Source organism: Actinomadura sp. 3N508 (genome assembly GCF_044326375.1).
GTDB lineage: Bacteria > Actinomycetota > Actinomycetes > Streptosporangiales > Streptosporangiaceae > Spirillospora.
In genome coordinates this window covers 119,330-139,026 of sequence record NZ_JBIRAX010000002.1, presented here as the reverse complement: position 1 = coordinate 139,026, position 19,697 = coordinate 119,330, and the positions used below count along the sequence as shown (strand labels likewise).

The following is a 19,697-nucleotide window of genomic DNA, read 5'->3' as shown; positions in this document are numbered from 1 at the left end:
AGGCTGCCGACCAGCGCTGATCCGGCACTTACCGTGCGCTTTCCCTCGGCGCGGAGTGGGCGTAAGCCGAGCCGATCTTGAGGAAGGCGCCCGTTATCGTGGGGGACATGCGATTCGGGGTGCTCGGGCCGCTGGAGGTGTGGACGGCGGACGGCGCCCCGGTGGCGATGCGCGGGGCGAAGGTCCGGGCGCTGCTGGCCGTCCTCCTCGGGCACGCGGGACGGCCCGTGCCGGTGGACCGGCTGATCGACGACCTGTGGGGCGACGCGCCGCCCCGCAACCCGGCGGGGGCGCTGCAGGTCAAGGTCTCGCAACTGCGCCGCGCCCTGGACGAGGCCGAGCCGGGCTCCCGGGCCCTGGTGTCCTTCGAGGAGGCGCTGGGCTACCGGCTCCGGGTGGACGCCGAAGCCGTCGACGCGACGCGGTTCACCGGCCTGCTGGCGCGGGCGCGCGAGGCCTCCGGCCCGCGGTCGCGGGCGGGCCTGCTGACGGAGGCGCTGAGCCTGTGGCGCGGACCGGCCTTCGCCGACTTCGCCGACGAGGAGTTCGCGCGTCCCGCCATCGCCCTCCTGGAGGAGCAGCGGCTCACGGCCGTCGAAGAACGGGCGGAGGCGAGCCTGGAGCTCGGCGAGCAGGGATCGCCGGTGAGCGAGCTGGGCGACCTGGTCGAGCGGCATCCCCTGCGGGAACGGCTCCGTGCCGCGTACATGCGCGCCCTGTACGGCGCCGGACGCCAGGGCGAGGCGCTGGAGACCTACGCCGACCTCCAGGCGCGCCTGCGCGACGAACTGGGCGTGGACCCCGGTCCCGAGATCGCCGAACTCCACCGGCGGATCCTCGAACAGGACTCCGCCCTCGCCGTGCCGTCCGGGACGCCTCCGCGGACCAACCTCCCCGCGCAGATCAGCGAGCTGGTCGGCCGTGACGAGGCGGTGGCCCGGGTCCGGGCGCTGCTGGAGTCCGCCCGGCTGGTCACGCTCACCGGACCCGGCGGCGTCGGCAAGACGAGGCTGGCGCTGGAGACCGCCTCAAGGGCGACCGGGAGCCACCCGGACGGTGTGTGGCTCGTCGAGCTGGCCGGACTCGACCGCACGGCCGGAGCCTGCGAGGGCGACCGCACGGCCGCAGCGCGCGAGGGCGAGCGCACGGCCGGAGCGCGCGAGGGCGACCGGCTGGCGGAGACCGTGATCGCCGTCCTCGACGTCCGCGACGACGCCGCGGCGGGCCTGCCGCGTTCCGGCGTGCCCGCCGATCCGGTCGACCGGCTCGCCGGGGTGCTGCGGGGCAGGCGGGCGCTGCTCGTCCTGGACAACTGCGAGCACGTGATCGACGCGGTCGCCGCGCTGAGCGGGCGGCTGCTGCGGGCGGCGCCGGAGATCCGGATCCTCGCCACCAGCCAGGAGCCCCTCGGGCTGGCAGGAGAGTCGGTCTGGCCGGTCCCTCCGCTGGAGCTGCCCTACTCTCCTTCCGACAGCGGGCCCGCGACCCTCCGGCGGTTCAGCGCCGTCCGGCTGTTCGAGGCGCGGGCGGCGGCCGCCGCGCCGGGGTTCGAGATCGACGCCGCCAACGCCCGCGCGGTCGCGGCGATCTGCCGCCGGCTGGACGGCGTCCCGCTGGCCCTGGAGCTGGCGGCCACCCGCCTGCGGGCGCTGGACGTCCACGACCTGGCGGACCGGCTCGACGACCGGTTCCGGCTGCTCTCGTCCGGGCACCGCGGCGCCCCGGCGCGGCAGCGGACCCTGCGCGCGATGATCGACTGGAGCTGGGAGCTGCTGTCCGAGGCGGAACGCCTCGTCCTGCGGCGGCTCGCGGTGCACGCCGACGGCTGCACGCTGGAGGCGGCCGAGGAGGTCTGCGCGGACGGCGACGTCGCGCCCGAGGACGTCCTGGACCTGCTGGCCCGCCTCATCGACCGCTCGATGGTGGTCATGGCCGGCGGCCCGGCCGGGACCCGCTACCGGCTGCTGGAATCGGTCGCCGCGTACGCTCTGGACCGCCTGGCGGAGGCCGGGGAGACCGAACGGCTTCGCCTGCGGCACCTGATCTACTACACGGAACTGGCCGAACGGTCCGAGCGGCGGCTGCGCGGCCCTGACCAGCGGCGCGCGCTTCAGCGACTGGACGCCGAGCACGGCAACCTGCGCGGGGCGCTGGAGGAGGCCGTCCGAGGCCGCCACGCCGCCCTCGCGCTGCGGCTGGTCAACGCGATGGCCTGGTACTGGTACCTGCGCGGCAGGATCGGCGAGGGACGGCGCGCGTTCGCGGCGGCGATGAGCGTCCAAAACGAGGCCCCCACCGCGACGAGGGCGCGGGCCGAGGCATGGAAGACGGGCCTGGACCTCCTGGGCGACCGGACCGCGGACTTCCGCACGCCCCCGGAGGGCATCGCCGATCCGGGCGAGCGGGCCAGGGCGGAGTGGTTTCTCAGCGACGTGCTGCTCGGCGCCGGCGATCTGACCGTCAGCCGCGACCTGGTGGACCGGGCGCTGCCGGTGTTCCGGCGGCTCGGCGACCGCTGGGGCACCGCCGCGGCCCTGGCCACCGAGGCGAACCAGGCCCTCGTCCGCGGCGACCTCGGCACGCTCGAACGGGCCGGGACGGAGAGCCTGGCGCTGTTCGACGAGCTGGGAGACCGGTGGGGGCAGGTCCGGGCCACCGACCTGCTCGCCAAGCTCGCGGAGATCAAGGGCGACCACCGCCGGGCCGCCGCGCTCGTCCGCGCCGGCCTCCGCCCCGCCGAGGAGCTCGGGCTGTGGCTGCAGGTCTCGCTGCTCCAGTCCGGGCTCGGCCGGCTCGCCCTGCTGGCGGGCGACCACGCCGAGTCCGACCGCCGCCACGAGCGGGCCAGGAGCCTCGCCGCCGAGCACGGCTACCGCCCCGGCGAGGCCTTCGCCCTCACCGGCCTGGCCCTCACCGCTCGCCGCGCGGGCCGCCTCGACGAAGCCGAGACCCACATGCGCAACGCCCTCGCCTGGGAACGCGAGGTGCGGTTCGCGCCGGGCATCACGCTCGCCCTGGCCGAACTCGGCTTCACCGCGGAACAGCGCGGGGACGCCGCGGCGGCAGCGGAACTCCACCGGGCGGCCCTCGCCGTGGCCCAGGACACCGGCGACCCCCGGGCGATCGCACTGGCCCTCGAAGGGCTGGCCGGCGTGGCGGCCTTCACCGGCGCCCCGGAGGACGCCGCCCGGCTCCTCGGCGAGGCCGCCGCCCTGCGTGAGTCCACCGGCGCACCCCTGCCGCCCGAAGAACGCACGGACGTCGACCGCATCACGAACACGGCACGATCGGTCCTCGGCGACGAAGCCTTCACCAAGGCGTTCACCACGCCCCATACCTCCGACCGCCCTCACCCACCTGAACGCGCACCAGAGCGCCCCGACCGCTAACGACCACCCTGAACCGCCGGCACCGGGGGACGTCCAGGTCGTCCATCAGGGCGCGCGCTGCGCGGACGCGCTGCGCGGGGGGCGGGTCAGCGAGTGGGCGCGTGGACCCTTTCGGCGTCGGGGACGCCCAGCGCGGTGTACCCGGCCAGGGCCTGGCGCCGATGCCTGCCCGCGTGCTGGTGGCGGCCGAGATCGTGGTGGGCGCGGGCGAGGCCGTCGTGGGCGCGGGCCTGCTCGTAGCGGTCACCGATCTCGACGGCGACGGCCAGGGCCTCCTGGTGATGGGCGCGGGCGCTGTTCGGATCGCCAGTGCGGCGCACCGTCTCGCCCAGGTTGTTCAGCGTCTCGGTTTCGAGCGGACGGTTGGCGGTGGCGCGGGCGAGGTCGAGTGCTTGGTGGAGGTGGTCCAGCGCTTGGTCGTGGCGTTCCGTCCGGCCGTAGACGCCGCCGAGCTCGCACAACGCCGAGCCTTCGAGGAGAGCATTGGCGGTGGCGCGGGCCAGGTCGAGTGCTTGGTGGAGGTGGTCCAGCGCTTGGTCGTGGCGTTCCGTCCGGCCGTAAACGGCGCCGAGCTCGCACAACGCCGAGCCTTCAAGGAGACGGCTGGCGGTCGCGCGGGCGAGGTCGAGTGCCTGGTGAAGGTGGTCCAGCGCTTCGTCGTACCGCCCCATCCGGCCGTGGACGCCGGCGAGTTCACACAGCACGAAGGGCTCGTGCCGGCGGTTTCCGTTGTCACGCGTCAGGGCGAGGGACTGCCTGTAATGAGCGATGGATTGTTCGTAGCGTCCCTGCTGCTTGTAAACGGAACCGACCCCCTCCAAGGCATTGCTCTGGAGGGCGAGATCGCCGATCTCGCGTGCCAGCGTCAAAGCCCGCCCGTAGCGGTCAAGCGCATCGTCGCCGCGTCCCAAATACCACAATGTTGCGCCGAGGTTGCCGAGGATGCGGCCCTGAAGGAGGCGATTGCCCGTTTCGCCTGCCAGGGTGAGGGCCTGTTCGTAATGGGTGAGGGCCTGCTCGTTACACCCTCGGTGCCGATGGAACAGGCCGAGGTAATGCAGCGCCTGGCTCTCGTGTTCGCGGTCTCCGGCTCCGCGCGCGGATTCGAGCGCATGCGTGTAGAGGCCGATGGCCTCGTCGTAGCTGCAGCGGTGCTCGATGAAGCACCACAGGGCGTTGGCGAGATCGGCGATATGGGCCGGCCAGCCGTGTTCGGCGGCGTGCGTGGCGGCGGAGATGAGATTGGCCCGTTCTGTCTCCAGCCACGCCACGGCCTGGTCGAAGTCGGCGAAATGCGGTGCCGGGGTCGTGGCGGCGGGAATCCTGGGCCAGTAGTACTGGTCGTAGCAGACGGCGGAATTCACGGCGAGGGCGGCGGTGTGCCGATAATGGTCGAGCACCCGCGTCAGAGCGGCGCGCCTATCCTTTTCGTGGTCTTCGACGTTCGCGAGGTGGACGGCGTGCAGCCGGAGGAGCCGGTGGAAGCGGTAGCGGTCGGCGGTGCGCTGCTGCAGCAGGTGCACGTCCACGAGTCGCTGGAGGAGCCGGTCCGCCTCGTCGAACGTCATGCCCGCCAACGCGGCGGCCGTGTACGTGTCGAAATCGGCGCCGGGGTGTAACCCCAGCGTCCGGTACAGGCGCTGCTGGTCCCCGGTGAGGTGCTGGTACGAGAGCGCGAAGGCGGCGGCGACGCCGCGGTCCCCGACCGCGAGTTCTCCCAGCCGCCGATGCTCGTGCCGCAGCCGTTCGATCAGATGGGCGAGGTCCCAGGCGGGACGGGTGCGCAGCCGTGCGGCGGCGATGCGGACCGCCAAGGGCAGGCGCCCGCACAGCCGCACCACCTCCTTGACGCCCTCCGGGGCGGCGGCCGCGCGGGCGTCGCCGACGACGCCGGTGAACAGCGCCGCCGCCTCGTCCGGGGACAGGACGTCGAGCGAGAGGGCGTGGGCGTTCTCCAGGTCGGCGAGCCGGCGACGGCTGGTGATCAGCACCACGCAACCGGGGGCGCCGGGGAGCAGCGGCCGGACCTGGGCGGCGCTGGCCGCGTCGTCGAGGACCACCACGGCACGGCGCCCGGCGAGCCGGGCGCGCCACAGCGCGGCCCGCTCCTCGGCTCCTCCCGGGATCATCTCGCTGGGGACGCCCACCGCGCGCAACAGCGTGTCCAGCGCGGCCGCCGCGCTGATGGGCTCCTGCTCGGGGCTGTGCGCGTGGAGATCGACGAACAGCTGGGCGTCCGGGTAGCGATCGGCCATGCGGTGGGCCGCGTGGACGGCCAGAGCGGTCTTGCCGATGCCGGCCATCCCGTCGATCGCACCGATCACCACGGCCTCGGTGCCTTTCCCATCCGCCGGCAGGACCGAGAAAAGGCGGTCCAGTTCGGCTGAGCGGCCGGTGAAGTCGGTGATGTCGCGAGGCAGGAAATGGGCGCACGTGGAGGACGAGGCCGGTGACGGCTCCGGCGCGGACGACGCCGATGACTCCACCGGGGTGGAGGACGCCGATGTCGGGCCTGGTGCGGGCGAGGCCGGCGGCGAGCTCGGCGCGGGCGAGGCCGATGACAAGCTCGGCTCGGGCGAGGTCGGTGCGGGCGAGGTCGGTGATGGGGAAAGCACGGCGTCGCGGGTGAGTATCCGCTGGTGCAGATGCTGCAGTTCTTCGCCGGGCTCGATTCCGAGCTGCTCGATCAGTACACCCCGGACGTTCTGGAAGGCCCGGAGCGCTTCGGCCTGCCGGCCGGACCGGTACAACGCCAGCATGAAAAGGCGGGTAAGGCGCTCTCGCAGCGGATATTCCGCCACCCATTGGACCAGTTCGACGGAGAGCGCATGATGCCGTCCGAGGGCCAGTTCCAGGTTGAAGCATTCCTCAAGGGCGGCGAGGCGCTTCTCGTCCAGAGCGTTCTGCTGGGGTGCCAGCGCGGGACTGTCCAGACCCGCCAGAGCCGTTCCCCGCCATAATGCGAGCGCGGTGCGGAACTCGGTGACGGCGGCGCGGCGCCGGTTCTCGGCGGCGTTCCTGCGCGCCCGGGAGACCCGGTCGTCGAAAACGAGCGCGTCGAGTGCCTCCGCGTCGACCGACAGCCGGTAGCCGCTCTGTCCCGCCGTCAGCAGATCGGCCGCGGCCGTGCCGTTCAGCACGCGGCGCAGGTCCGAAACGATGTTGCGGGCCTGCTTTTTCGCCGTGGCCGGCGGGTCTTCATGCCAGGCGGCGTTGACCAGCCGGTTCAGCGGGACCACCTGATCGGCGGCCAGAAGCAGGGCCGCCAGTACTTTCTGATGGCGTGCCGTCCCCGGATGCAATGGTTTGTCAGCCGTCCGCAACTCCAACGGCCCCAGGATCTTGAATTCCATCGCCCTCACCGGTGGGAATCGTCTGACCGCCAGCACACATGTCAACTCGGTTTGCAGCATACGCGGCGGTGGGAGATCCGCCGCAGGCCGTCCGCATTAAGGCTGTCCGTCACGTCTCTTTCTACGCGTCATGATCCGCGTCCTCCGAGAGCTGGGACGAGAGCAGGACCCGGCGAGGACCGGGCCGGGATGGCGCTATCTACGTTGCTCGCATGCCATATCGAAATCCATCGGGTCTAGGTGCCTCAGCGATGGCCGGCCGTCGCGGCGAGCACACGAACGGAAATGCAACGGGGCCATTTCGTCACACCGTGCCGGGAGGGTGCCGACGGACAACGAGAGACGTCATGGCACGAGCGATGACATCGGCGCCGATGAATGGAGTGACACGATGCTGCGAACGGTGAAGCCGAGCCGGTACGAGACAATCGCGTCACTCTTCGGCCCGTCCTATCCCAACCTCGCATTCGTCCATGCCGCCTTCGAGAAGAAGATTCCTGCGAAAATATGGGCGCAGCACGAAGGCGACGACGCTTCGGCGTGCCTCATCACCACGCGCTCTCGTTTCTGCTTCGTCGCCGGGGCGATCACATCGGAGCTCATGGACGAGGTCTGCGCCCTGGTACGGGGCAGGCCGCCGATAACGCTCATCTATCCCGCGGGACATGACGTCGGCCTGCGACGGGGCTTCCGCAAGGCGGAACGCGTCCAGTTCAGCCGCCATCACGATTCCAACGGGACTGAACGTGCGCCGCGCGCAGAGTTCGATCTGCACAGAGTCGACGCACGCTTGTTCGAGAAGCTGAACTGGCGGGATATGGTCCTTTCCATCTTCGGGTCGGCCGCCAACTACCTGAGAAACGGGTACGGCTTCTGCCTGGCCCGTGACGGACACGTCGCGGCGGAAGGCCATGGAGTGGTGGGCGGAGGGCTCGTCGAACTGGGCGGCTTCACCCATCCGAAATACCGGCACCGGAATCTGTACACCGCCATGAGCGCCCAGGTCATCGGGTACGGCGCGGAACTGGGCCTGCGCCCGGTGTTGTCGTGCCAGGCCGACAACGGGGCAAGCGTCGCGGTGGCGAAGCGGATCGGCCTGACCGAGGACTTCCGCTACGAAGTCGCGTTGCTGGGCTCATGAGCGTCCACACACCGGCGCCTTCCTTGGTGGCCGACACCCATCAGATGATCTCGCCCTACATCCGGCGGACGCCTCTCGTGAAGTCGGCCGGCCATGGGGACGTCTTCCTCAAATGCGAGAATCTTCAGCTCACCGGATCGTTCAAGGTGCGGGGCGCGCTGAGCGGTCTCCTCGGCTACAGGCGCTTCCAGCCCGAGACGTGGGCCCGGATCAGAACGCACGGGGTGGTGACCTGCAGCTCAGGAAACTTCGCCCAGGCGCTGGCGCACGCGACGGCTCGTTTGGCATTGGACTACACCGTCATCGTGCCCGAGCAGATAGCGCCCGCGAAGCTGGCCGGCATCATCGAGAACAATCCGCTCACGCGAATCGTGCACGTCCCGTACCAGAAGTGGCGGGAGACGATGCTGGCCGGCGAGCATCCGGATTTCACGGGTTTCTTTCTCTCCTGCGAAACGGACGAGTACGTGACGCGGGGCAACGGCACCGTCGGGCTGGAGATACTCCAGGACCTACCCGAGGTCGACGCCGTCCTGGTCCCATATGGCGGCGGTAACCTGACCTACAGCCTCGCCACATTGTTCGCCGAGCGCGACATCGGCGTTTTCGCCGTCGAGATCACCACCGGCGCCGCCCTTTCCGCCTCGCTGCGCGCGGGAGAACCCGTCGAGGTGGAGTACAGATCCTCGTTCGTGGACGGCATCGGCGCCAGCTTCGTCCTCCCGCAGCAGTTCTACCGGGTCAAGGACGTCATCGCGGGCGTCCTCACCGTGACACCGGACGAGGTCGCCGGAGCGCTGAGCTCGCTGCTCCTCGACGACAAGATGCTGTCCGAGGGCGCCGGAGCGGCAGCCCTCGCGGCCGTGCGCAAGTACCGGAACGCCTACCAGTGGGAAACTCCGTGCGCCATTGTCAGCGGCGGGACCATCGATCTCTCCAGCCTGCTGGGCGTACTCAACGACGCGCCTGAGAAAAGGGAGAAAGTATGCTAACCATCGAACAGGTCAGCGTGGCCGCCGGTGCCCGGGTGACCGGGGTCGACCTTTCCCGGGAACTGTCCGAAGAGCAGTGGACGGAGATCAGGCGGGCCTTTCACCGGCACAGCGTCCTCATCTTCCCCGATCAGATGCTGACCATCGAGGATCAGATAAGGTTCTCCCGCCGTTTCGGTGAGCTGCTGATCCACGAGCACCTGCTGCCGATGACGGTCGAGGGCCACCCCGAGTGCATGCGGCTGCACAATGACGCGGACAATCCGCCCGGACTCAACGCCTGGCACACCGACAACAGCGGCTGGCCCGAACCGCCCTTGGGCACCGTCCTGTACGCGAAGAAGACGCCGAGCGTCGGCGGTGACACCTTGTTCTCCAACATGTACCTGGCCTATGAGTCGCTCTCGCCGTCGATGCAGGAGATGCTCGGCGGGCTGACCGCGACCCACGACGTCAAGAAGGCCTTCGGTACCGACTACCCCGAACTGAGCGAGATGCTCAAGAGGAAGTCCATCGAGATCAACGACAGGTTCGGTGGCGGTGAGGCGGTGCATCATCCCATCGTGAGAATCCACCCCGAGACCAAGAGGAAGGCCCTTTACATCTCGGCTCCCTATATCACGGGAATCGACGGCCTTTCGATGCAGGAAAGCCGGGCCCTCCTCGATTTCCTCTACCGGCACATCGAAACGAACGAGTTCGTCTACCGGCACCGATGGCAGGACGACGATCTCCTCATCTGGGACAACCGCTGCCTGCAGCACTACGCGGTCGCCGACTACTTCCCTCACGAGCGATTGATGTATCGCATGAACGTCCTGCAAGGGGAGGGCAAGAAATGACCGACCTCCTGAGCGGCAATCCCGCCGCCCTGCAGTGCCCCGCGGCGGCATACCACAGCGCCCGTCAAAAGGGGGTGCACTTCTCCGCGTCGATGAACGCCTACGTCGTCAGCTCCTATGAGGACGTACTCCGCATCGTCCTGGACACGCAGACCTTCTCGTCCTCCAACGCCTTGGGCGCGCCGGCGCCCGGGCCCGAAGAGGAGATGTCGAACTATCTGCCCTACCTGCTGACCTCGTCCGAGCCCGAACACGCCCACCGCCGGTCCATCGTCAACCGGGCGTTCACTCCCAGACACATCGCCGAGCACGAACCGGCCATCGAGGCAATCTGCCAACGGCTGGTGAACTCGCTACGGCACAAGGACGACGTCGACTTCGTCAAGGACATCGCGGTCCCCCTGCCGATCTCGGCCATCGCCCACGTCCTCGGCCTCCCCGATGAAGACCTGCCCGAGCTGCTGCGCTGGTCCCAGGCGCTCGTCGAGGCCACGGTGGGCGTGGAGGAGTTCGAGCCGCAGCGGATCATCCCGCCGGGGCGCCGCCTCGCCGAACGGATCACCCGGCGTTTCAGCGACGCGAGCCACGGCGTCCTACCCCTCATCGACCAGTCCGGCATTCCACCCGCCGACGCCGCCCGCTTCGTCATCGATCTCCTCGTGGCCGGAAACTTCACCACCACCGCCTATCTGTCCAGCGCCATTCACATCCTCGCGCGCTCTCCCGAACTCGCCGACCATCTGCGCCTCCACCCCGCCGACATGGCCGGATTCGTCGAAGAGACCCTGCGCTTGGAGAACCCGCTGCAAGGGATGTACCGGAAGGCGACACGCGACTGCGAAATCGGTGGCGTCCCCATCCCCGAGGGCACCCGGATCCTGGTGCTCTTCGGATCCGCCAACCACGACCCGGCCCGGTGGGCCGACCCCGCCACCTTCGACCCGCGGCGCACCGACGCGGCCAATCACCTCACCTTCGGCCATGGCGCGCACTCCTGTCTCGGCTCGTCGCTGGTACGGCTGCAAAGCCGGATCATTCTCCAAACCCTGCTGGCCAATACCGTGCAGATCCGTCCAGCAGAGCAGAAAATCAGCTACCTGCCCAATCCAATCTTTCGCTGCCCCACCGCGGTTCCGCTGCGAGTAACCTGGACATCTCCGTCCCCCTGCGATCCCATCTCCTAGCAGCACACTGCTCGACCGGCTGTCCGCGATAGGCCAGAGACGGATATCAGCTAAGCAAGATCATCACATCGACTTGCCCTTGGGATTCCCATCCCGCACAACCCCCTCCGCACGGGGAGCAGGATGCCCCGGGCCGCCAAGCCACCGTTCGGAGGCCGCACGCCCCCCGCAAGGGGCGTGGGCCAGGGACCAGACCCCATACTCCGGGCCACGAGGCCGACGAGGCCACCGGCGGTGGCTCGCGGACACATCGCTGAGCCGTCAGTGCCTGTGTGGCGACCGGCCCGGTGCCGTCGTGCGGTAGGAGCGCGGAGTGGGTGTTCGGCGGATTTGATCTCGCGTGTATCGCTACGTTTAGTGGCAGATGATGTGATCAGGATGATCACAACGTCTGGTGCATCGCACACCGAATGATCTGATGCGTGTCGTCCAGACCCTGCGTCACGGCGGATGTCGGTGCCGGTGGTCGTTGGCGTGTCTCTTGGTTCGGTGCCGGGCCTGTGCCGGGTACCGGCTGGGCCGCGTGTTCGCGGCTGCCGGTGAACGTTTCTGTCGCGACTTCCCCGGGACTGGGCTGGATGGATCATGTCGACGCGTTTCGTGTGTCGATTGGCCGTGCCGGTGGCACGGTGACGGTGACCGTGGTCGGCGAGGTGGACATGGCCACGGTCGAACTTCTTCGCGGTTATGTGGGTGCTGTGCTGGCCGGGATTGTGCACGGGCGGGCCGCCGAGCGGGTTGTGATGCAGGTCAGCGGCGTGTCGTTCATCGACGCGGCGGGGCTGGGGGCGCTGGTGGAACTGCGGAAACGCGCTCGGCGGGAGGGAGTGCGGCTGCTGCTGGTGGGTGTGTCTCCGGCGTTGTGGCGGTTGCTGAGGCTGACCGGGCTGACCGGGCTGGCCGGACCGGGCGAGATCGAGGACGGCTGAGCCCGGGCATGCCGGCGTGTGCGGCGCCGCCGATTGATGCGGGATGTCCGCGTCGCCTGCCGGTTTACGGTGCCGGTGGGGCCCAGCAGGGCGGGTCTGGCAGCCGGAGCGCTGGACGAGGTCGCCGCCCGGTCATGAGTCGGCCGACCAGGTCGCCCGGCAGGTTGTGGGATGCCGGTCGAGGGTGGAGCCGGGCTTGGACGGGTGAGGTCACCCGGGTCCGGCGGCCGACATGTCGTCGGGGCGGGACTGCACGCCGGCCCGGACGCTTGGTGGCCGGGGATGATCAGCCTGTGGTGCCGCCGGCGGCGCGCTCGGCGAGCCGGTCGAGGTCGGTGGGGTTCAAGGTGCGGGTGACCAGGGCGTGGGCCAGGTCGGTGAGGCGATGGTTGTGGTTCCTGGCGTGATCACGCAGGGCGGTGAAGGCCTGCTCCATCGAGCAGTCGTGCCGTTCGGCCAGCACACCCTTGGCCTGTTCGATCACCACCCGGCTGTTGAGCGCGGTCTGCAGCTGTTCGGTGAGGATCTGGCTGTGGCGGATCGCGCGTTCCTGTAGCAGTCCGATGGTGGCGACGTCGGCCATCGCCTGCCCGAGGGTGACCTGGTCGGCGGTCAGCGGGCCGGGCCGGGCGCGGAACAGGTTCATCGCGCCGATCAGTTCGGTGCGCAGCCGCATCGGCAGCGCCGACACCGCCCCGAATCCGGTGTCGCGGGCGCGCGGAGCGAACTGCGGCCATTGCCGCGTCGCGTCGTCTTGGCGAAGGTCGGCGCAGTGCACGACGGTGCCGGTATGGAAGCAGTCCAGGCACGGGCCCTGCTCGGTTTGGAGCTGGAACAGCTCCAGCAGCCGGGTCTGCTCGCTGGAGGCGGCCATCAACCGCAGATGGCCGCGCTGGTCGGTGACCAAGAGCCCGGCAGCGTCCACCTCCAGCAGTTCCACGCACCGTTCCGATAGCTGCTGCAAGAAGTCGATGACGTCGAACTCCGACACCAACGTGTCGGCCAGCGCCACGAACGTCTGGGCCACGCTCTGCTGCGCTGGGGCCGGGTTGCCGCTCACACATCGCAGCCTACGCCCGCCGCCGGTGTGTGTAGCGGTCCAAGCCGCACTCCGAACCCGTCCTGGATACCGGTCGTCCGAAACCACCGACATCGACGCTTGCGGCGTCGTAGGCGGGACGGGTGCGCGGCGGGGTCAGCTCGGCGAGGGGGCGTCCGGCGTGAACCGCAGGTGCCGCTCGACGACCTGCCGGGCGACCTGGGTGAGCGGGACGTCGTGGGCGAAGGCGTGCGCGCGCAGCCGCACCAGCGCCTCGTCGATCCCGCAGTCCATCTGTACCGACACCATCCCGGCCGCCTGATGGATCTGCGGGCCCAGCGCCAGCGAACCGGCCGGCAGCGCCTGCGCACCGGCGCCGGCCCGGTCGTTGAGCAGCAGCGCCAAGATCGCATCAGCGAAGATCAGGGCGCGGGTGCACTCGGCGACCTCCAGCCCGCCGGGCCGGTCCCGGCACAGCACCAGCACCCCGACCCTGGCCGCGCCACTGGCCAACGGGAACGCGAACGCCGCCTGTACCCTGACGGCCTGCGCGACGGCGGTGAACGCCGGCCACCGCCGTCCGCACTCGGGTGCGGCCAGGTCGGCCGCCAGCACCGGACCACCGGTGGCCATCGCCTCAACGCACGGGCCGTCCCCGCTGGTCAGCTCGGCCTCCAGCAGCCCGCGGCCCAGCTCCCCGGCCACATGCACCGGTTCCAACCAGCCATCGGTGACCAGCGACACCCCGACCCCGCTGAGCGCCAGCGCCTGCAGGCATGCGGTGCAGGCGTCCTGCGTCGCGATCGGGGCGGCCCGCCGTCGCGCGCACGCGGCGATCAACGCCCAGACATCGACCTCACCACCGTCGACCACCAACGACCGCCCCGCGCTCCGACGTATGCACCATTAACCTACGCCCCCGGCAGCCGCTAGGGGTGCCGCGCCGACCATCGCCACCGCGCGGCCCCGTCCAGCAGCGGATGCGGCGGGCCCGCATCGACGGGGAAACCGTCCCCGCGGCAACCGTCCGCGGCCGTCAGCCGCTGTGAGAACCACACCACCTTGCCCGCCCCGGCCCGATACCACCCGCACCGGGACGCCAGCCCCGCCACCAGCGCAAGGCCACGACCACTCTCATCACCCGGACGCGCCCGCCGCGTCCGGGGCGGAACCGTACTCGCATCGCCCACGCCGCACACCACCTCGCCGCCCTCGTCGTCACCCGCCGCCGGACCTGCCAGCAGCAGCGACACGTTCCCGCCACCGTGCACCACCGCGTTGGTGACGAGCTCGCTGACCATCACCATCCCCTCACCGGCCAGCGCCGCAGCACCCCACCCCAGCCAGGCGTCGCGCAGCAGTTCCCGGCCCCGCGGCAGCGCCGTGTCCGCACCCACCCACTCCCGATCCGCCCACCCGCCGGCGCCGGCCGCCGCGTCCGCCACCGCCTTCTGCCACCCGAAGGCGGTCACCAGCGCCGTCGTCGGCTCGCCCGGCCCACGGTCAGGCCGTCCACGATCCTGCCCACTCGGCGCACCGGCCGCGGCCGTCAGTTCCCGCCGGACCCGGGCGGCCACCGCTCGATCCACATACTCCGCGACGCTCACCCCGGCCAACGCGGCGGCTTCAGCCAGCACGTCCCACTGCTCGGCGTCGATCTCTACCCGTAACCGCGCGCCCCTGACCGACGCATCCGCGGCCGCCCGAGCATTCGCGTCGGCGGAGACATCCGAAGACCTCGGCCATTTGGACACCATCACGACCTCACCCGATCCGGAAACCTGCACAGACCAGGGCGACACCAGGGTCCGGAGCGAACGCCCCTCAGGCCCACCGGCGGTACGACCCTGGTCGCCGTCGCCGCCGCGAACCCGTCGATACCCACCGCTACCCCCCGCCAGGGGGCTTAACCCCGCACAACATGACGACATCGCGCCGTCAACGAACCCGGCGCCCAGCGCGCCTTACGCCGTGTCCCCAAGGGGGTGCGTGATCTGGTCTGATTCAGCTTCGTGGTTCGATACGGCTGCGTGGACCCGCAGGAAGGAAAGGCGCGGGGCGTCCGTTACCCGAGACCGACCGCCGGCCGACGACCACGGCGTCGCGGATCACCTTGAAGATCGCCTGAAGCCACGTCTCGATCTGCGCGCCGAGCCTCCTCATCGCATCGGCATCAAAGCGCACCTCGGCGCTGTAGCCTCCGCCGCTCGGAGATATCGGCGAACCACCTGGGGAAGGGACGGCGGTGCCGGACGTTCGGCGTTCTGAAAGCGGAGGGAGAGAAGCCCCCCGCAATGGGGCCACCAGATCGGCTGAAAGAAGCTGAAGAAGGATGACCACCATTCCGAGGAGTCAACTGGTCGGGCGCGGCTGACAACAGCTCTGCCACGCCTTCGGTTATTGCGGAGGGTTAGCTTGACCTCGCTTCCCGCACCTGCTCGAACTGGCGGTAGGCATTCCCTTCGCGCCTACCGGGGCTCTCGGCCGTCCGGCCCGGTCGGCGACTCCGACGGGTCCTCTGAGTCCTGCGGGTCGATCTTCTCCCGGCAGCCCTCCGGATCCCCTTCCTGCTCGATGCACTGCCGGATCTGTTCTTCCTTCGGCGGCACCCCCGGTGCCTCTTCGGTCTCGTCGCCCGACGGCTGAACCGGCTCGACCGACCCAACACCTTCCGGTCCGTACTTCTCAATGCAGCTCTGTCGAACACTCCCTCCTGGCGGGTGCCTGCACTCGGCTGGAAGGCGCTGCTCGGGCTCCTGAGTCGTCCGCTGAGGGCTCGATGCCGGAGCCTGTCGAGTCCGACTCGGGGGCGACGTCGTCGGGCTGGGCGCTTGAGTGGTCGGCGATGTTCGAGTCGTCGGGGGAGCGGGTGGATCCTCCTGCGCGCATCCGGTGGCCAGCACCGCCGCCCCCATGATCGTTGCGATTGCGAACTTCGCGCATGACTTCTGGACGGGTGCACTCCGACCCGGCGGAGGCCCGATCGCTGGGAGATCCTCCCGTTGACGCAGCGCATTCGGGGCGCGGCCTTCAAACTCGGAAATCCGCGCATCCGCGCTTGGCCTGCTCACCTTCATCGGCCGGCCCCCTTGTCGGAACGTCCTCCCAGGTCAGAGCCAGGTCCTAAGGGAGGGCGTGCCCGGAGAAACGTGGTTCGAACACCGCGCATGGCAGCGGCCGAGCGCCGCGGACGACCGCCGCGCGCCAGTTCGATCAGTTCCCTACCAATGCCAGCAGGGGCAGAGGAGGGGACTGGTCAACTCCCGCTGGACCGGCTTAGGAAGACCAGAGCAGCTGGGCCATCGCTGGCCGGGAACGAGCCGCCGAGCGGACAACGAGGAAACGTGTTCGGCCAGCGGTAGCCGGCCGAGGTCCAGGCGGGCGAGCGTTGCTGTCGCGGTGTTGCTGGATTCATTCCGACCTCCCGGACCTGGTCGACCGGCGGCCACCGCGGATTGGGCGGACCGCCTGTGGCTGGGGGACATCGAGCGCCACGAGGCGCTGGCGAGGTGATCCGGGTCAACTGCCGCGTGTCAAGCGGCTACGGCAAGGAAGGGGTGGCCGGCGTCGCTCGTGCGCCTTCTCAAGGGGTGCCGCCGCTGGGTGCGGGGTGCGGGCGGAAGCGGTACAGCCTTGGGCCGGCAGCGGCGCCCTCCTCGGGGGGGTCGAACATCAGTGTCACGGGCTGGCCGATGCTTACCTCGGACGGGTCACAGCCCACGATGTTGGTGAGGATTCTCGGCCCCTCGGCCAGTTCGACATAGGCCACGACGTACGGCGTCAGGTCGCGGTACTCACCGCGCGCCTTGCGTACCACCGTGTACGAGTAGACGGTCGCCTCGCCCGACGCCGGGAACCAGGTGACGTGGCGGCCGCCGCAGCGCGGGCAGAACGGGCGCGGATACCAGATCACCGTCGCGCACGATTCGCAGCGGGGGAGCAGTAGCCGCCCCTCGGCGGTGGCCGTCCAGAAGGTCTCGTTTGATGTGAAATCGGCCGGGGGCAAAGGGGTGCTCATGCGTCCTCACGTCCCAGGATCAGGGTGGCCGCGGAGCTTCGGGTGGCCAGCCGCCCGCCGGAGCCGTGCACGACCGCCAGGCGGCAGTCGGGCACCTGCACCTCCGTCGCGGCCTCGCCGCGTAGCTGGCGCACCGCCTCGATCATCCGCGCCATCCCTCCCCGGTTGTCGGGCTGGTTGTTGCACAGGCCCCCGCCGTCGGTGTTCATGGGCAGCGCTCCGTGCGGGGCGAGCAGTGCGCCGTCCTGGACGAACCGCCCGCCCTCGCCCTTCTCGCAGAAGCCCAGGTCCTCCAGCGCCATCAGCGCCGTGATGGTGAAGGAGTCGTAGATCGAGGCGTAGTCGATGTCGGCGGGCGTCACCCCGGCCTCGGCGAACGCCGCCGGACCGGACCAGACCCCGGCGGTGTGGGTCAGGTCGCTGCCGGTGCCCTTGGCCGCCTCGCCGTGGCCGAGGACGGCGACGGACTGGCGCGGCAGCCGGTGGGCGACCTCCGCGCCGGCCACGACCACCGCGCCGCCGCCGTCGGTCATGACGCAGCAGTCCAGCCGGTGCAGCGGATCGCTGATCATCGGCGAGTTCACCACGTCGTCGACGGTGACCGGTTTGCGCAGGAACGCGTTCGGGTTGTGCTGCGCGTGCAGCGACGCGGCCACCTTCACCTCGGCGAGCTGCCGGCTCGTCGTCCCGAACTCGTGCATGTGCCGCATGGCTGCCAGCGCGTAGTTGTGGACGGTGTCCGTGATCCCCCAGTGCGTCTCGTAGTGCGTCTCCGGCGCCCCGGAGAGGTTCGGTCCGGAGGCGAGCCGCAGGGTGCGCGGGCGGCCGCCCATGACGACCAGCGCGACGTGGCATTTGCCGGCGGCGACCGCGGCGGCGGCGTGCCCGACGTGCGACAGGTACGACGCGCCGCCCGTCTCGGTCGTGTCCAGGTACCGGGAGCGCACCCCCAGGTACTCCGCCATCGACAGCGGCCCCACGCCCGGAGCGTCGGAGTCGCAGAAGTAGGCGTCGACGTCCGGCGGGGACAGCCCGGCGTCGGCCAGCGCGGCGAGCGCCACCTCGGCGTGGATCTCCGCCACCGACAGGTCGGGGATGTCGCGGCGCGGATGCTCGTGGGCACCGACGATGAACGCCGCGCCGCGTACCACCGTCATGGCGTGACCTCCTCGAAGTCCTTCACCCAGCGTTCGAAGCGCGCCGCGAAGTCCGGGATTTCCTCCATCGGGTAGTGCCCGATGCCCGGCATCAGCTCGAAGGCCGCGTGCGGGACGAGGGCGGCGATGCGCCGGACGCGGCTCGGCGGCACGAAGTAGTCGTCCTCGCCGGCGAGGATGCGCACCGGGCACGTGATGCGGGCCAGCGCGTCGCGGATGTCGTGGGTGAGCGCGCCGTGGATGTCGCTGACGGTGATGTGCCAGTCCTCGCGGCAGTGCATCTGGGCGATCAGTTCGACCCGTTCGGGCGGGACCGATCGTCCGCAGGCTTCGAGCGTGCCGTAGTAGGTGCGGTCGCGCATGCTCGGGGAGCCGGAGTCCTCCAGGGACGGTGGCGGCGGCGGTCTGCCGTCGCTGCCGAGCACACCGGACGGGTCCAGCGCGACTACCCCGGACAGGCCATCGGGCATCTTCGTGGCCATGTCCAGCGCGATGCTGCCGCCGATCGAGCAGCCCAGCAGGTAGGGGCGCTCCAGCCCCAGCGCGGTGATCAGCCGTACGCACCAGTCGGTGTACCAGGACAGGTCGCTGACCGGGCCGCCGGGTGCCGGCTCCGAGCGGCCGTGTCCCGGCAGGTCGGGCACGACGACCCTGAAGCCCAGCTCGGCCAGCCCGGCGGCCACGTGCCGGTACTGCACGCCGCTCTGCCCGGCCGTGTGGACGCACAGGACGGCCGGACGCTCGCCCGGCCAGCTCTCGACGAACGCCAGCCGGCCGTCGAGTTCCAGGTAGTCGGCGTTATGCACGGGTCGCCTCCCTCTCGTGCGCGCTTTCGCGGGCCAGCTCGCGGGCATGGTCGAGCATGATCATGACTGCCTTGATCATGCGCAGGTACTGGTAGCCGCTGCCCTGGACGCGGAACAGGCCGTCGCTCGTGCGGCGGATGAAGTCGTTGGAATCGGCGGTGAGCAGGCCGACCCACGCGAGGTCGGCGCCCTCGACCGTGAACGTCGCGCCGTCCAGGGATTTGCGGGCGACGTCGATGACCTCGCCCCGGTAGATCCGGAAGTGCGCCTGCCGGTCCTGGGCGGCGAACGCGATCGCGCCGTCGAAGCTGCGCGCGGCGGCGGCGAAGCGGGCGTCGCCGGCCAGCCGCTCGCGCAGCCGGCCGCCCCAGCGCACCGACGCGAAGTCGGCCGCCTCCCACTCCGCGGCCGCCTCCCGGTCCAGCGCGACCGGGACGCTCCAGGCCACCGTCGAGCGTGACCGGACACGGTCGAGATCGTCCACGACGTGCACCGTCTGGTGGATCGTCGCCTGCGCGGCGCCGGCCACCCTTCTGGTGACGGTGGCTTCCAGGCGCACGGCCGTCCCGCCGTTTTCCACGGGCGGAGGCGGACTCTGCGGGTCCCAGCGCAACGACACCAGTTCCGCGCCTTCGGCCGGGCGTACCTGCTCCAGCAGCCGCAGCAGGGTCGGCAGGTCCGCGGCGTACGGCGGGTCGGCCGTGGCGCCGGCGGCCCCGGCGACATGACGGGCGCTGCGCGAACGCGTGCCCACGGCCGGTGCGGCATCCTCGGACATCAGGTCCCCCTCGGGGTCGGGTTCGGAGCGGGGCAGGGGCGTTCGCCGCCGTCTTCGGGAGCCGTTGCC

Annotated in this window: 15 protein-coding genes; 6 read left to right on the top strand and 9 right to left on the bottom strand. The window is 70.5% G+C overall.

Annotated features, from left to right (window positions below; translation table 11 throughout):
* Positions 1-107: 107 nt before the first annotated feature.
* Complete coding sequence (locus ACH34S_RS06945; RefSeq protein ID WP_395951580.1) at positions 108-3,389, top strand: BTAD domain-containing putative transcriptional regulator; 3,282 nt, start codon at positions 108-110, stop codon at positions 3,387-3,389.
* An 86-nt stretch (positions 3,390-3,475) separates the two neighbouring features.
* Here ACH34S_RS06945 and ACH34S_RS06940 read toward each other — a convergent pair whose 3' ends face one another.
* A complete protein-coding gene (locus ACH34S_RS06940; RefSeq protein ID WP_395951579.1) occupies positions 3,476-6,742 on the bottom strand; it encodes an AfsR/SARP family transcriptional regulator in 3,267 nt (1,088 codons plus the stop codon).
* 322 nt (positions 6,743-7,064) lie between these two features.
* Between ACH34S_RS06940 and ACH34S_RS06935 the strand changes: the two genes are divergently transcribed.
* The 5 genes from ACH34S_RS06935 (at position 7,065) to ACH34S_RS06915 (ending at position 11,830) form a co-directional block, all read left to right on the top strand.
* Positions 7,065-7,883, top strand: coding sequence for a GNAT family N-acetyltransferase (locus tag ACH34S_RS06935; RefSeq protein ID WP_395951578.1), 819 nt, complete (start codon positions 7,065-7,067; stop codon positions 7,881-7,883).
* Positions 7,884-7,909: 26 nt separating this feature from the next.
* Positions 7,910-8,875 (top strand): pyridoxal-phosphate dependent enzyme, encoded by a 966-nt coding sequence (locus tag ACH34S_RS06930; RefSeq protein ID WP_395951577.1) that lies wholly within the window; start codon positions 7,910-7,912, stop codon positions 8,873-8,875.
* Positions 8,869-9,717 carry a TauD/TfdA dioxygenase family protein gene (locus ACH34S_RS06925; RefSeq protein ID WP_395951576.1) on the top strand — a complete coding sequence of 283 codons (849 nt, stop codon included), beginning with the start codon at positions 8,869-8,871 and terminating at the stop codon, positions 9,715-9,717. The genes ACH34S_RS06930 and ACH34S_RS06925 overlap by 7 nt, the downstream gene beginning before the upstream one ends.
* Positions 9,714-10,901 (top strand): cytochrome P450, encoded by a 1,188-nt coding sequence (locus ACH34S_RS06920; protein WP_395951575.1) that lies wholly within the window; start codon positions 9,714-9,716, stop codon positions 10,899-10,901. The genes ACH34S_RS06925 and ACH34S_RS06920 overlap by 4 nt, the downstream gene beginning before the upstream one ends.
* A gap of 578 nt (positions 10,902-11,479) precedes the next feature.
* Entirely contained in the window at positions 11,480-11,830 is a 351-nt protein-coding gene (locus ACH34S_RS06915; protein WP_395951573.1) for an STAS domain-containing protein, read from the top strand.
* Positions 11,831-12,116: 286 nt separating this feature from the next.
* On the opposite strand, the gene ACH34S_RS06910 is transcribed toward ACH34S_RS06915, so the two are convergent.
* The 8 genes from ACH34S_RS06910 to ACH34S_RS06875 form a co-directional block, all read right to left on the bottom strand.
* On the bottom strand, positions 12,117-12,890 hold the full coding sequence (locus ACH34S_RS06910; RefSeq protein WP_395951572.1) for a GAF and ANTAR domain-containing protein: 774 nt from the start codon (positions 12,888-12,890) through the stop codon (positions 12,117-12,119).
* 135 nt (positions 12,891-13,025) lie between these two features.
* Complete coding sequence (locus ACH34S_RS06905) at positions 13,026-13,742, bottom strand: GAF and ANTAR domain-containing protein (protein ID WP_395951571.1); 717 nt, start codon at positions 13,740-13,742, stop codon at positions 13,026-13,028.
* A gap of 56 nt (positions 13,743-13,798) precedes the next feature.
* Positions 13,799-14,506, bottom strand: coding sequence for an ATP-binding protein (locus ACH34S_RS06900; RefSeq protein ID WP_395951570.1), 708 nt, complete (start codon positions 14,504-14,506; stop codon positions 13,799-13,801).
* Between the two features lie 367 nt (positions 14,507-14,873).
* Positions 14,874-15,212 (bottom strand): hypothetical protein, encoded by a 339-nt coding sequence (locus ACH34S_RS06895; RefSeq protein ID WP_395951569.1) that lies wholly within the window; start codon positions 15,210-15,212, stop codon positions 14,874-14,876.
* 1,240 nt (positions 15,213-16,452) lie between these two features.
* Complete coding sequence (locus ACH34S_RS06890) at positions 16,453-16,887, bottom strand: Zn-ribbon domain-containing OB-fold protein (protein WP_395951568.1); 435 nt, start codon at positions 16,885-16,887, stop codon at positions 16,453-16,455.
* Positions 16,884-18,044, bottom strand: coding sequence for a thiolase domain-containing protein (locus ACH34S_RS06885; RefSeq protein WP_395951567.1), 1,161 nt, complete (start codon positions 18,042-18,044; stop codon positions 16,884-16,886). Before ACH34S_RS06885 ends, ACH34S_RS06890 begins: the two co-directional genes overlap by 4 nt.
* Positions 18,041-18,850 (bottom strand): alpha/beta fold hydrolase, encoded by an 810-nt coding sequence (locus tag ACH34S_RS06880; RefSeq protein ID WP_395951566.1) that lies wholly within the window; start codon positions 18,848-18,850, stop codon positions 18,041-18,043. Before ACH34S_RS06880 ends, ACH34S_RS06885 begins: the two co-directional genes overlap by 4 nt.
* Positions 18,843-19,628, bottom strand: coding sequence for a hypothetical protein (locus tag ACH34S_RS06875; RefSeq protein WP_395951565.1), 786 nt, complete (start codon positions 19,626-19,628; stop codon positions 18,843-18,845). The genes ACH34S_RS06880 and ACH34S_RS06875 overlap by 8 nt, the downstream gene beginning before the upstream one ends.
* Positions 19,629-19,697 lie beyond the last annotated feature (69 nt).